This window comes from Mycobacterium sp. IDUB_1, from assembly GCF_055419625.1.
Genome location: NZ_JBVAYA010000001.1, coordinates 362,274 through 374,112, shown reverse-complemented (window position 1 = coordinate 374,112; position 11,839 = coordinate 362,274). Strand labels below are relative to the sequence as shown.

Here is an 11,839-nt window from a genome sequence, read left to right as displayed (position 1 = left end):
GATGAGGAGGCACACGACCACGAATACTCCAGCTACGAGTGGCCAGTGCGACCGGCGTCTGGGAAGCGGCGTCTCATTGGCATCGTGCTCCCACGTGGCCCACCGCGGCGGTGTTCGCTTGCGTGGGGAATTCACCTCGTTACCAGCGGCATTCACTGCCGATGTCCCGGCCGGCGAGGTAGTCGGCATTCTCGTAGTTGGATGCCGCCGTAGTGAGTTTGGCCGACAGCTCCGTGGATCGTGCGAACAATCGCTGTCCCAGCGACACTCGCGTCTGGTCGACATCGGACAGCGCGGTGCTTGTCATCGCGCAGATGAGTCCGTGGGTCTCACGGACCCGGTCCGAGACACCGGCTATTGCGCGGTTCGCCCCCGTGAACTGGTCAGCTGCCCGAGACTGCGTATCAGCCAACTGGCGGATGTGGTCGGTCACGACATGCACGTTGATCTCAGGGTTGGTCACGGGTTGCTGCCTTTTCATTCTCGTCTTCGACTCTGGTTAGCGGCGCGGGGCCGACCGTCGGGGATTGGCCACCTGTCGCTCCCCCGGGTGAAGGGCTGCGAAGAATGTGAGGGGTGGTCCGCGCAGTCGCATGAGCGGCAGACCGCTTCTGCTCGGGGAGCGAAGGGGGACCGGAGAGATTTGGCGTGACCGAGGGAGCGCGCGGAACTAGACCGTAAGGTGTTGCGGGAGGACCCCATTTGGGCTCGGTATCGGGTATTTCATAAGTGCCCGGCTCGCGGATTCGTCGAGGCAGTTTCGCGAGGTCCTCGTTTTGTTCGACAAAGGTTCCGCAGGGTCCCGCAAGCTCAGGTGTAGGGGCTGCCGCGCTGTCTTCCTCGCTCATGGACTTGACGGACTCCGTGTACTCGCCGTGGATACGCTCGATCCGCCCTGCGTTCTCCACCGAGTTTCTGATCAGAATCGCTAACGCGCTTTGAGTGGTGGCCAGAGCAGCGCTAGCGCTGGCGAGATCTGCCGCCGCCTTTGCAGCAGCCATACCCGGGATGAAGTTCATCCACGATGTTGCGAGTCCGAAGTCGTACAAGCTCTGAGACGCTTCGTCCAAGGTCTGCCGTGTACGACGCACCTGGCCCGCCTGCGTTGCGATCACGTCACCGATCGCTTTGTCCGCGACACTGGCATCGGACGTCACACGTCGATGTTCCGCATTCGTGTTCCGGTAGGTCTCCGCCGCCGCGCCATCCCACCGATCGTCCTTGGGCGCGGCATCGATGAGCGTCTCGACGGTGTCCTCGAGCCGGCGTGCGGACTCCCGATAGCCGTTGCCCTCGTCCGGGTCGCCGGAGCCGGTCAGTGCCTTCTGGCCCTCGATGGCCAGTTGCGCGGCGGACAGGATCTTCGAGTCGGCGAGCTTCGCGGCCGGCCCCAGGTATCGCCGGGGGATCTCGCCCAGGCTGACCCCCAGTCCCTCGACACCGTCGAGAACGCCGACGACGTCGCCGATGAGATTGCGGCCGTTGGTGGTCGCGCCGTGCACATCACCGCTGAGCAGGTTGACGACGAAACTCGGTGCGTCCATCGCACCGCTGCGTATCCCGTCGCCGATCTGGAAGAGATCCTCGAACAGCCCCACGACACCCCCGTCCGTCGCAGAAAACACTAACAACCGGCCAAGAGGGGTCTTGACAGGAATTTCTGCCCTGCCCTGCGGGCACACTGAAGGCATGGATCCGGTCACCGCCCTGCGCCAGATCGCCTACTACAAGGACCGCGCCCGCGACGATCCGCGCCGAGTGATGGCCTACCGCAACGCCGCCGACGTCGTCGAGGCGCTCACCGACGCCCAGCGTGAGAAGCACGGCGCCGCGAACAGCTGGCAATCGCTCCCGCGGATCGGACCCAAGACCGCCAAGGTCATCGCCCAGGCCTGGGCCGGGCAGGAGCCCGACGTGCTGGTCGAGTTGCGCGAGTCCGCCCAGGATCTCGGCGGCGGTGAGATCCGTGTCGCGCTGCGGGGCGACCTGCACGTGCACTCGAACTGGTCCGACGGCTCGGCGCCCATCGAGGAGATGATGCTGGCCGCCCGCGATCTCGGGCACGAGTACTGCGCGCTGACCGACCACTCGCCGCGCCTCAAGATCGCCAACGGTCTCTCACCCGACCGACTGCGCCATCAGCTCGACGTCATCGACGAGCTCCGCGAAAGTGTCGCTCCCATGCGCATTCTCACCGGTATCGAGGTCGACGTCCTCGAAGACGGTTCACTCGATCAGGAGCCCGAGCTTCTCGAGCGGCTCGACGTCGTCGTGGCGAGCGTGCACTCCAAGCTCGCGATGGATGCTCCCGCGATGACGCGTCGGATGATCAAGGCCGTCACCAACCCGCACGCCGACATCCTCGGGCACTGCACCGGCCGGCTGGTCACCGGCGGGCGGGGGATGCGCCCCGAGAGCACCTTCGACGCCGACGCCGTGTTCACGGCGTGCCGGGACGCCGGCACCGCTGTCGAGATCAACTCGCGACCGGAGCGCCGCGATCCGCCCACCCGACTGCTCACCCTTGCGATGGAGATCGGCTGCGTGTTCTCCATCGACACCGACTCCCACGCACCCGGCCAGCTCGACTTCCTGGGCTACGGCGCCCAACGCGCACTCGACGCCGGCCTGGCCGCCGACCGCATCGTCAACACGTGGGACGCGGACACTCTGCTGGAATGGACCCGCTCGTGAGCGTCAATCGGGCAGCATCGGCATCTCCCATCCCGTGTCCTTGCCGACCAGCACTCCCCGCATGACCGCCGCGTTGCCGTAACGACCCCTCACCCGGTCGATCGCCGCGTCGATGCTCGTACTGTCCGCGGCGAGGGCGGAGTGCGAGAACGGCAGCTCCATCTGCTGCGCACCGTCGCGGTCGATGTTGCAGACCGCGAACCCCACCAACGTCAGACCCCGCTCGGCGATCAGCGGTGCCGCGCCCGCCACCAGAGCCCGCGCCGCCTGCAGGATCGCGTCCGTCGACGCCGTGGCTCGAGGCAGGGTGTGGGAGCGGGTGACACGGGTGAAGTCGTCGAACCGCAGGCGCAGCACTATGGTGCGTCCCGTCCGGTCGGCGGCGCGCATGCGCCGCGTGATCCGGTCGATCAGGTTGACGATGACCGCGTCCACCTCCGCCGGCGACATCGTGTTGCCGGCCCGGCCGAGCGCGCGCTGGGCTCCCACTGAGCGGCGCCGCTGCCCCGTCACCACCCGACGGCGGTCTTGATTGTGAGCCAGCGCGAACAGTTGACGACCCATCGCGCCGCCGACCATCGACCGCAGTGTGGCCTCGTTCAGCTCAGCGACATCCGACACCGTCTCGATCCCGTGCTCGCGAAGCTTGGCCGCGGTCTTGGCACCCACGCCCCACAGCCGCCGCACCGGCAGCGGGTGGAGGAAGGCGAGCTCACGGTCGGGCGGCACCAGCAGCAGACCATCGGGTTTGGCCTCCTGGCTGGCCACCTTCGCGAGGAACTTGGTGCGCGCGATCCCGACGGTGATCGGCAACCCGACCTCGTCACGCACCCGCTCCCGCAGTCTGGCGCCGACCTGTACCGGAGTGCCGGACACCCGGCGCAACCCGGACACGTCGAGGAACGCCTCGTCGATCGAGAGTGGCTCGACAGCCGGTGTCGTGTCCCGGAACACCTCGAACACGGCCTCGCTGGCCTTCGAATATGCGGACATACGCGGCGGCACCACGATGGCCTGCGGACACAGCGCCCGGGCCTGCCGGCCGCCCATCGCGGTCCGCACACCGAACGCCTTGGCTTCGTAACTGGCCGCCAACACCACCCCGGCGCCCACGATCACCGGCTGACCGCGCAACGCAGGATTGTCCCGCTGCTCGACCGACGCGTAGAACGAGTCGAGATCAGCGTGGAGGATGCTGGCTTCCCCGGACACGAACACATGTTCGCATCAAGGGCCGACACGAAAAGCTAGGCCGAGTCGCCGTAGATGCTGGTGGTCCAGATGTGCTCGAGGTTGTCGAGCACGCGGTGATCGGGGATCGCGGGCTGCTGGCCGGCAAATGTCGCCGCCATGACCGACTCGTTCATCAGGTTCAGCGCGGTCGCCAGCTCGATCGCGGGCACCGTCACCGGCGCTGCGCCGGCGGCCCGTTCCGCCTCGATCACCGTCGCCGAATGGTCGATCCAGCGCTGCATCGACCGCGCCCACATCTCGCGCGCCGCCGAGTCCGTGGTGCGGACACCGACCGTCGCGGCGCACACCGCGCGGTGAGCGCCGAAGGTGCTCACGAACACATCGATACCGCGGCGCCAGAATGCCCGGCGATCGGCGGGCCGGGTCGCTATCGACTCGGCCAGCGCGGCATCGGCCTCGGCGATGACGCGCTCGAGCAGCGTCAGCAGGACAGCGTCCTTGGAGGGGAAGTAGAAGTAGAACGTGGGCCGTGAGATCCCGGCGCCCTTGGCGAGGTCGTCGACGGAGATCTCGGCCAGCGGGCGGTGCTCCAGCAGGCGCTCGGCGGTCTCCAGGATCGCGAGCTCTCGGTCGTCACCCGACGGGCGCGAACTGCGCCGGCCGCGGCCGGCACGCGCATGGCTGGTGGTGGACACTTCCTGCACTTTACACCCTGTTGATAATATCGACGCACTGTTGACTGTCTCGACGCGGCGTTGATAGCTTGCCTTCATGACCGAGTTCGTCGACGTCGTCATCGTGGGAGCCGGAATCTCCGGCATCAGCGCCGCGTGGCACGTGCAGGATCGCTGCCCCGGCACCAGTTACGTCATCCTCGAGCGGCGAGCCCACCTGGGTGGCACCTGGGACCTGTTCCAGTACCCCGGAATCCGTTCCGATTCGGACATGTTCACGCTCGGATTCCGCTTCAAACCGTGGACATCGAACAAGGCCATCGCCGACGGCCCGTCGATCATGGCCTACCTGAAGGAGACCGTCGCCGAATTCGGGATCGACAAGCACATCCGGTACGGGCACAACGTCACCAACGCCGATTGGTCCGACGACGAGAACCGCTGGACGGTGACCGTTGACCGCGACGGCGAACAGGTCGAGATCTCCGCCCGCTACCTCATGGCCTGCAGTGGCTACTACAACTACGACCAGGGCTACGCCCCGGACTTCGCCGGCGCCGACGACTTCACCGGACCGATCGTGCACCCGCAGCACTGGCCCACTGACCTCGACTACGCCGGGAAGCGCATCGTCGTGATCGGCAGCGGCGCCACCGCTGTCACGTTGATTCCCGCCCTTGCCAATTCAGGTGCCGGTCATCTGACCATGCTGCAGCGGTCGCCGACCTTCATCGCCGCGCTCCCCGACGTCGACCCCTTCACCGTCGCGACCAACAAGCGCCTGCCCGCCAAGGTCGCGTACGTACTGAACCGGTGGAAGAGCATCCTGGCCCAGTCCGCGCAGTACCAGATCGCCCGCCGCTTCCCCGACTTCTTCCGCAAGCAGCTCCTGACGATGGCCCGCCACCGCCTACCCGAGGGCTTCGACGTCGACAAGCACTTCAACCCGCGTTACAACCCGTGGGACGAGAGAGTATGCCTGGCGCCCAACGGCGATCTGTTCAAGACGATCCGCGCGGGCAAGGCCGACATCGTGACCGACACCATCGAGCGCTTCACCGAGACGGGTATCGCACTGTCCTCGGGAAAGCATCTCGACGCTGACATCATCGTCACGGCAACAGGATTGAACCTCCAGCTGTTCGGCGGCGCGACGATCTCCCGCAACTGCGAGCCCCTGGTGCTCAACGAGTCGATGGCCTACAAGGGCATGTTGCTGACGAACATGCCCAACATGGCGTTCACGATCGGCTACACCAACGCGTCGTGGACGCTTAAGGCCGATCTGGTGTCCGAGTTCTTCTGTCGGGTCATCAATTACATGAAAGACAAGGGATACGACACCGTGGAACCCAGGCATCCCGGCGGCAGTGTCGACGAGGCGCCTCTGATGGACTTCACGCCGGGGTATGTGTTGCGGGCGCTGGACTACCTGCCCAAATCAGGCTCGCGCACCCCGTGGCGGCTCAAGCAGAACTACCTCCTCGATCTGCAGCTGATTCGCCGTGGCAAGGTCGACGACGAGGCCCTGGAGTTCACGAAACACCCTGCAGGGGTGCCGACTTCGGCGTGATCAATCGGTCGCCGCGATGACGACGATCCCGTCGTCGTCGCTGTGGGCGATGTCGCCCGGGGTGAACACCACTCCGCCGAACTCGACCGCCTCGTTGCGCACACCCTCGCCGGTCTTGGTGCTCTTGCGCGGATTGGTACCCAACGCCTTGATGCCGATGTCGAGAGTGCGCAACGTCGAGGCGTCGCGTACCGCCCCGTTGATGATCAGGCCGGACCAGCCGCTGGCCCGGCCGAGCTCGGCGATCACGTCGCCCACCAGGGCGGTGTGTACGGACCCGGCGCCGTCGATGACGAGCACTCCACCATTGCCGGGCTCCGAGAGGACCGACTTCAGCAGCGCATTGTCCTGAAAGCAGCGCACCGTGGTGATCGGGCCGGCGAACTCGGTGCGCCCGCCGAACTGGCGCATCTGCAGATCGCAGCTACGCACGTCGGGGCCGATCTCGTCGACCAGGTCAGCGGTGGGGCGAGGGGTGACAGTCACCGCGCCATTATGCCGTGATGATGTCGTGCAGGAACTGCGCAAGTCCCGGCTCGACGTCGTCGTAGTAGCGGGTGAACCGCTCGTCGGCGATGTACATCTGGGCGAGGCAGACCTGCATCTCGTCGCTGCAGTCGTAGAACTGGTCGATCGACGTGCGATGGCGGGCTCGTAGTTCGCGTGCCCTCGGCGAGTTCGGCGCCACGCCGTCGCGCTTCGCGGCGGCGAGGTCGGCCAGCAGCGCGTCGCTGTCGGCCTTGACCGCGATCCAGTCCCGCTTGGTGAACGACGAAACCCGTTGCTGTGATTGTCTCCACGCGTCGGTGTCTCCCCACCGCTCTTCGGCTTCGGCGGCGTACTCGTCGCCGAATGCGGTGCTTCCGAAGATCTCGACCTGTTCTTCGGCGGTGAGCTGGATTCCTTGTCGGTGCGCTGCCATGAGGTTCTCCACTGCAGTGATGGTGTCGGCGAGCCTGCTCGCCTGGGCGGTCAACAGGGCGTGCTGATGGGCTAGCACGGCGCGGATGTCGGTGTCGGGATCGTCGAGGACCGAACGGATCTCGTCCAGGGGTAAGCCGGCGGATCGGTACACCAGCACAATGTGCAGGCGTTCGATGTCGGCGTCGGTGTAGTTGCGGTAGCCAGCGGCGGTGCGCGTGCTGGGCACGACCAGACCGATGTGGTCGTAGTGGTGCAGCGTGCGCACCGAGACGCCGGTCAACGCGGCGACGACGCCGACGGAGTGTGTGGCTGTCATGGACGCCACTATCGACCCTGACGTCGCGTCAGAGTCAAGTCCGAGGCGTCAGTCCTGATTACGCCGTGCGGCGAGTAGTACCACGACGAGAGCGAGGATGCCGGTGACGGCCGCGGCCGCGAGCGGTAGCCGCGCCGACCGCGACTCCTCCCGAGCGGCGGGTACCGGAGCGGTGGCCGCCGAGCTCGCCGTGGCGACTGTCGACTTCGCCTGGGCAGCAACCTCTTTGGCGGCCTCAGCCAGTTCTTCCGCACTCTGCGGGGGAGTGACCTTCGTCGCGGATGCCTTCGTCGCCGGAGCTTTTTTGGCAGGTGCTTTCTTGGCGGGCGCCTTCTTGGCCGCCACCTTCTTCGCCGGGACCTTCTTGGCGGGAGCCTTTTTGGCGGGTGCCTTCTTGGCAGGCGTCTTCTTGGCGGGAACCGCCGCGGGATCACTGCCGGGGGACGCAGCTTCCGACCGGTCTTCGGGCCGATCCGACTGCTCCATGTCACCGCTCCTTCGACTGTCCAGGCGTGCGCGTCAATTCATCATGCCAGGTGGGCCAGGGCGACCCACTGCCGTGTCAGCCGGTCACCGCCAGCGTCGCCGCCGCGGCCAGCGTCACCGCCATCAACCCCAGCTCGGTGTAGGCGCGGGTGCGCGACAGCTCGGCACTGGAGCGGTGAGCACGCGCATCGGGCAACCAGGATGCGCGGTTACGCCAGGCCAGCGCCAGGAGGACCGCTGTGAGCACCAGCTTGGCGCACAGCACACGGCCCCATCCGGTGGTGAGGAGGTGCATGGGCGTCTGAAGCTCCGCCAGACCCGCGATCACGCCACCGACGAGCAGGACGGCGACGCTGGCCAGCGACAGCGCGGAGAACCGCGGCAACACCCGCGCCCATTGCCCGCGATGCGACACGGTCAGCACCAGCGCGGCGAGCACCCCGCACCAGAGCGCGGCCGAGAGCGAATGCACAGCGACGGCGATACCGCCCACCGCGTCCTCGCCGAGATGGCCCGTCAACGGATGGCCCACCACACCGATCGCCGCCACCCCCGCGGTGGCGGCTGCCACCGCCTCGCTCCTGGGCGCGAACCCCGCCGCGAGCACGACCGCCACGGCGGCGGCGATCGTCACTCCAGCGGCCCGCCCAGGTGCGGTGTGCACGGTGAAGTCCCACACGGTGTGAAGGCCGACACCGGCGAGGCTGCGGCCCGCGGCCTCTGCCGTCGCCACGACGAGCCGCACGACTTCTGCCGCCACCCACACCGCCGAGGAGGCCAGCAGAGGCACGGTGGCGCGGCGCAGAAGCTCATCGCGGTAGCGCGGACCGTCGAGTGCGGGAACGACGGTCAACCCCACGGTCACCACCGCGGCACCGTCGGCCAGTGCACGGACCAGCGCAGCCGACAGCGACGCCCCCGGGAACGCCAGCGCCCAAGCCAGGACGCACGCCGCGGCGGTGACGAGCAGACCGCCCGCCACCGCCCGGCCGTGCGTCATGACCTGCGGCGGACCGCCCACACCGCACCCGCGGCCACGACGGCGACCGCGCCGACCGCGAACGGCCACGCGGGCAGCCCCGCCGGGGACGGAGAAGCGGGCGCGGCCTGCGTGGTGGCCGGTGCCGGCGAGGCCCCCGACGCCCCAGAAGCCCCGGACGGCGTCGGAGTGGCCGAAGCCTCGGTGGCACCAGTGGTGACCTGGAAGGGCCACGAACCGGTCACGACGTGACCGTCAGCCGATGTCGCGCGGTAGTTGACGGTGTAGGTGCCCGCGGGCCCGCCGGGACGGACCCCGATGCTGATCACTGCGCCGTCGACGGTCGGGGTCCCCTCGCCCCATTGGGCGCCGTCCGGACCGACCACCGTCATCGCGGCGAACTCGGGTTGCATCGTCTCGTTGAACGTCGCGCTGACCCTGGTGGGCGCCTGGGGCAGTACGGCGTTGTCGGCGGGGTCGCCGGCGAGGCGGGCAGCGTGCGCCCATGCCGGACCGGCACTGATCAGTGCGGTCAGGACGAGGGCCAACGCCGTCGCTCCGACCGCGAGAAGGTGGGCACGCCGGGGCCGCCCACGATGAACTGCATTCATTCGGTTGTCTGCTTCCTGTGTCGAATCTGTCGGGGTCGGGGTCAGCCCGCGACGGGCGGACCCCGATGCGACATCGACGTGGCGAGCAGGAGCTCAGCGAACAGCGGCTGGTCACCGGGGGTGAGAACCCGTGCCGGCGCCGCGAACGCCGTCGCGCATGCCGGGGCCGTCGCGCGTCGCATCACGCGCGCGAGCACACGGCACAGCCGCTCCCCGGTGGTGATCAGCAGCGCGCCCAGGGCAACCGCGCCCACATGCGCGGCCACCATCGCCCCGGACGGTGCAGCTGCCGCGTGGGGATGACTGACCGCGAGCACGGCGTGGCCGGCGACCTGCCCCACCGTCAGCAGCAGGGCCATCGCGGCAACACCGTCGGCGCGGGACGTCGCCACCGCCGCGGCACCGACGGTCACCCCGACGAGCAGCAGGCCGATCACGGCTGGTCCGACGGCGAGATGCCCACCGCCGGAGGCGTGGGCGGCCAGCGACAGCGCCGCCGTCACCAGACCCGCAGCTGCACCACGCAGCAGGACCAGGTGCCGGACGGTCGCGTCGGACAAGACGCTCAGGCCACGCCGAGGCGCGCCAACAGATCGGCGTCGATACCGTCGAGCTGCTGGGCGATCGCCGCGTGCGCCGGCTTACGGCGAGCGGGCGGCATGGTCTCGGCGGCCGTGACCGCGGCCGCCAGATCGGTGAGGCGTTCGCTGATGGCGGCCGCGAACTGTTTGGTTTCCGCGTCCTTCGGCTTCTTCTCGGTCAGCTGGCGCAACGAGTGCTCGGCTCCCGCGATCCGCGCGGACAGCTCAGCCCCGTGGCCCGAGAACTGCCCGAGCTGGCTGACGGGGATGCCGAGGCGATCGGCGCGACGCTCGTCGATCAGCCCTCTGGCCGAGATCGACGCGCGGTACACGAGCGGGATGACGACCGGCGCCAGCAGGCGAGACACCGTCAACGCCCGGCGAATCTTGGTGGGGGTGAACAGCTTTCCCTCACGAGCAGCCTTCAGCTGAGTTTCGGCGACCTTCAGCGCGGCGCGATCGCTGTCCCGCTGGGCGCGCAACTGCGCCCGCAGCGCCTTCGCCGTGGCCTTCTGCTCGGCCTTGAAGCGTCGCACCTCGTTCTTGGCCGAGAGCTTGGCCTCCAGCTTGGCCTTGGTCTTGATCGCCCGTCGCTCGGCTCGCCGAGTGGCGCGGGACTTACGTCGCTTGAACAGACTCATCCCTGGGGCCCTCTCCACTGTCATTGTCGGCGCTGACCCACACTATCGTTCGCCCCCGGTGATCAACCGCCTGGAGGGCCGGGACCGGTGTGGGAGAATCGACCCTCACCCGGGCCCATCTTCCGCCCGACGTCCGCGAAGGTGGTGACGACGTGGGTGCGCGAGCGCGCAGAGCCGTGGCAGCCGGCCTGACCGTAGGCGGGCTGTGGATCGGTGGGGTCGGGGCGACAGCGTCCGCGGCACCCGCCGACGCGACATCCGCCGACACGGCCCCCGCCGACACGATGCGGCCCGCCACCTCGGGCGAACCCACCGCGGACCCGCCCCGAGTGACTCCTCCTCCGACGGCCGACGAACCGTCGGCCCGTCGCGGGATCGGCACGACGTGGCGCCGTGCTCACCGAGGTGTACAGGACGTGGACCGGGACTCCGACGGACCCTGCTGCGACGACGGCGGGAAGGACTGCGGACCGGGCTGGCCGTGGCCTCCCGATGATCCGGAGCCACCCGGGATCCCGGCCCCGACGCCGCCGGAGAGTCACGGCGGCGTCAGCGACCGGCCCGTGGTCGCGCCCCGCCCCGGCGGAATCGGCACCCCGGGTGTCGGTGCACCCCAGACGCGGCCACCCGTCGAGCTGCCCCTGGACCCCGACGTCCTCGACGTCGTGCCCGGCGCCGGCCTGCCTGCCGCGGGAGCAGGCGCACCGATCACGCTGCCGGTGCTGCCCGTGTTCGCGCCAGGCGCCGCAGTTGGACCGGCCGCCGCAGTTGGACCGGCCGCCGTAGCTGGACCGGCCGTAGCCGCTCCGCGCCCCGTCGAGGCCCTTCCGGCACCTGCCGCGCCGCCTCGCGCCGCACCGGAACCGCAACCGGCCCGGCCGATCGAGCCCGTGGAGAACATCCTCGCCGGCTCGCCTCCACCGGCGCCGATCCGGGTGGGTTACGGCGAAACCCTGCGCACCGCAGGCACATCGCAGCTGGCGGCGCTCGCGTTGCCCGGTGTCGCAGGCATCGTGATACTGACCGCAGCCGGCGGCGTACTGGGGTACCGCCAGGCCAAGGCAGGCCAGGTGGTCCGGGCTCGCGGCACAGCGCGGTTCATGAACTGAGACGATATGCGTGCCGGCAGGGGGTAAGCGGCGCATAGTAAAGCTGTCGGAGTGGGG

At 68.7% G+C, this 11,839-nt stretch carries 14 protein-coding genes; 3 read left to right on the top strand and 11 right to left on the bottom strand.

Going from position 1 to position 11,839, the window contains the following annotated elements; all coding sequences use genetic code 11:
- Positions 1–139: 139 nt before the first annotated feature.
- Positions 140–463, bottom strand: a complete 324-nt coding sequence (locus ACZYYX_RS01875; RefSeq protein WP_463812700.1) for an ESX-1 secretion-associated protein — start codon at positions 461–463, stop codon at positions 140–142.
- Entirely contained in the window at positions 450–1,598 is a 1,149-nt protein-coding gene (locus ACZYYX_RS01870; protein ID WP_463812699.1) for an EspA/EspE family type VII secretion system effector, read from the bottom strand. Before ACZYYX_RS01870 ends, ACZYYX_RS01875 begins: the two co-directional genes overlap by 14 nt.
- Before the next feature lie 91 nt (positions 1,599–1,689).
- Between ACZYYX_RS01870 and ACZYYX_RS01865 the strand changes: the two genes are divergently transcribed.
- Positions 1,690–2,694, top strand: a complete 1,005-nt coding sequence (locus tag ACZYYX_RS01865) for a PHP domain-containing protein (RefSeq protein WP_463812698.1) — start codon at positions 1,690–1,692, stop codon at positions 2,692–2,694.
- A 3-nt stretch (positions 2,695–2,697) separates the two neighbouring features.
- Here ACZYYX_RS01865 and dinB read toward each other — a convergent pair whose 3' ends face one another.
- Positions 2,698–3,912: a DNA polymerase IV gene (gene dinB / locus ACZYYX_RS01860; protein WP_463812697.1), complete on the bottom strand. Its 1,215-nt coding sequence runs from the start codon at positions 3,910–3,912 to the stop codon at positions 2,698–2,700.
- Between the two features lie 29 nt (positions 3,913–3,941).
- Complete coding sequence (locus ACZYYX_RS01855) at positions 3,942–4,583, bottom strand: TetR/AcrR family transcriptional regulator (protein ID WP_463812696.1); 642 nt, start codon at positions 4,581–4,583, stop codon at positions 3,942–3,944.
- A 76-nt stretch (positions 4,584–4,659) separates the two neighbouring features.
- Here ACZYYX_RS01855 and ACZYYX_RS01850 point away from each other — a divergent pair, with 76 nt between their 5' ends.
- Positions 4,660–6,135: a flavin-containing monooxygenase gene (locus ACZYYX_RS01850; RefSeq protein ID WP_463812695.1), complete on the top strand. Its 1,476-nt coding sequence runs from the start codon at positions 4,660–4,662 to the stop codon at positions 6,133–6,135.
- Here ACZYYX_RS01850 and rraA read toward each other — a convergent pair whose 3' ends face one another.
- The 7 genes from rraA to ACZYYX_RS01815 all read right to left on the bottom strand — a co-directional run bounded on the left by rraA (position 6,136) and on the right by ACZYYX_RS01815 (position 10,673).
- Positions 6,136–6,621, bottom strand: coding sequence for a ribonuclease E activity regulator RraA (gene rraA, locus ACZYYX_RS01845; protein ID WP_463812694.1), 486 nt, complete (start codon positions 6,619–6,621; stop codon positions 6,136–6,138). It lies immediately after the preceding gene.
- A gap of 7 nt (positions 6,622–6,628) precedes the next feature.
- Entirely contained in the window at positions 6,629–7,375 is a 747-nt protein-coding gene (locus tag ACZYYX_RS01840; RefSeq protein ID WP_463812693.1) for a MerR family transcriptional regulator, read from the bottom strand.
- A gap of 48 nt (positions 7,376–7,423) precedes the next feature.
- Positions 7,424–7,861 carry a hypothetical protein gene (locus tag ACZYYX_RS01835; protein WP_463812692.1) on the bottom strand — a complete coding sequence of 146 codons (438 nt, stop codon included), beginning with the start codon at positions 7,859–7,861 and terminating at the stop codon, positions 7,424–7,426.
- Between the two features lie 76 nt (positions 7,862–7,937).
- Entirely contained in the window at positions 7,938–8,861 is a 924-nt protein-coding gene (locus ACZYYX_RS01830; RefSeq protein ID WP_463812691.1) for a CopD family protein, read from the bottom strand.
- Entirely contained in the window at positions 8,858–9,451 is a 594-nt protein-coding gene (locus tag ACZYYX_RS01825; protein ID WP_463812690.1) for a copper resistance CopC family protein, read from the bottom strand. Before ACZYYX_RS01825 ends, ACZYYX_RS01830 begins: the two co-directional genes overlap by 4 nt.
- Before the next feature lie 41 nt (positions 9,452–9,492).
- Complete coding sequence (locus tag ACZYYX_RS01820) at positions 9,493–10,011, bottom strand: hypothetical protein (RefSeq protein ID WP_463812689.1); 519 nt, start codon at positions 10,009–10,011, stop codon at positions 9,493–9,495.
- Between the two features lie 5 nt (positions 10,012–10,016).
- Positions 10,017–10,673, bottom strand: coding sequence for a DUF6474 family protein (locus ACZYYX_RS01815; RefSeq protein WP_463812688.1), 657 nt, complete (start codon positions 10,671–10,673; stop codon positions 10,017–10,019).
- An 89-nt stretch (positions 10,674–10,762) separates the two neighbouring features.
- Between ACZYYX_RS01815 and ACZYYX_RS01810 the strand changes: the two genes are divergently transcribed.
- Positions 10,763–11,782, top strand: coding sequence for a hypothetical protein (locus tag ACZYYX_RS01810; RefSeq protein WP_463812687.1), 1,020 nt, complete (start codon positions 10,763–10,765; stop codon positions 11,780–11,782).
- Positions 11,783–11,839 lie beyond the last annotated feature (57 nt).

Bases quoted from the DNA above. Each gene is read 5' to 3' on its own strand.
- ACZYYX_RS01830 (WP_463812691.1), bottom strand. From the start codon at position 8,861: ATGACGCACGGCCGGGCGGTGGCGGGCGGTCTGCTCGTCACCGCCGCG.
- ACZYYX_RS01835 (WP_463812692.1), bottom strand. From the start codon at position 7,861: ATGGAGCAGTCGGATCGGCCCGAAGACCGGTCGGAAGCTGCGTCCCCC.
- ACZYYX_RS01825 (WP_463812690.1), bottom strand. From the start codon at position 9,451: ATGAATGCAGTTCATCGTGGGCGGCCCCGGCGTGCCCACCTTCTCGCG.
- ACZYYX_RS01850 (WP_463812695.1), top strand. From the start codon at position 4,660: ATGACCGAGTTCGTCGACGTCGTCATCGTGGGAGCCGGAATCTCCGGC.
- ACZYYX_RS01815 (WP_463812688.1), bottom strand. From the start codon at position 10,673: ATGAGTCTGTTCAAGCGACGTAAGTCCCGCGCCACTCGGCGAGCCGAG.
- ACZYYX_RS01840 (WP_463812693.1), bottom strand. From the start codon at position 7,375: ATGACAGCCACACACTCCGTCGGCGTCGTCGCCGCGTTGACCGGCGTC.
- ACZYYX_RS01865 (WP_463812698.1), top strand. From the start codon at position 1,690: ATGGATCCGGTCACCGCCCTGCGCCAGATCGCCTACTACAAGGACCGC.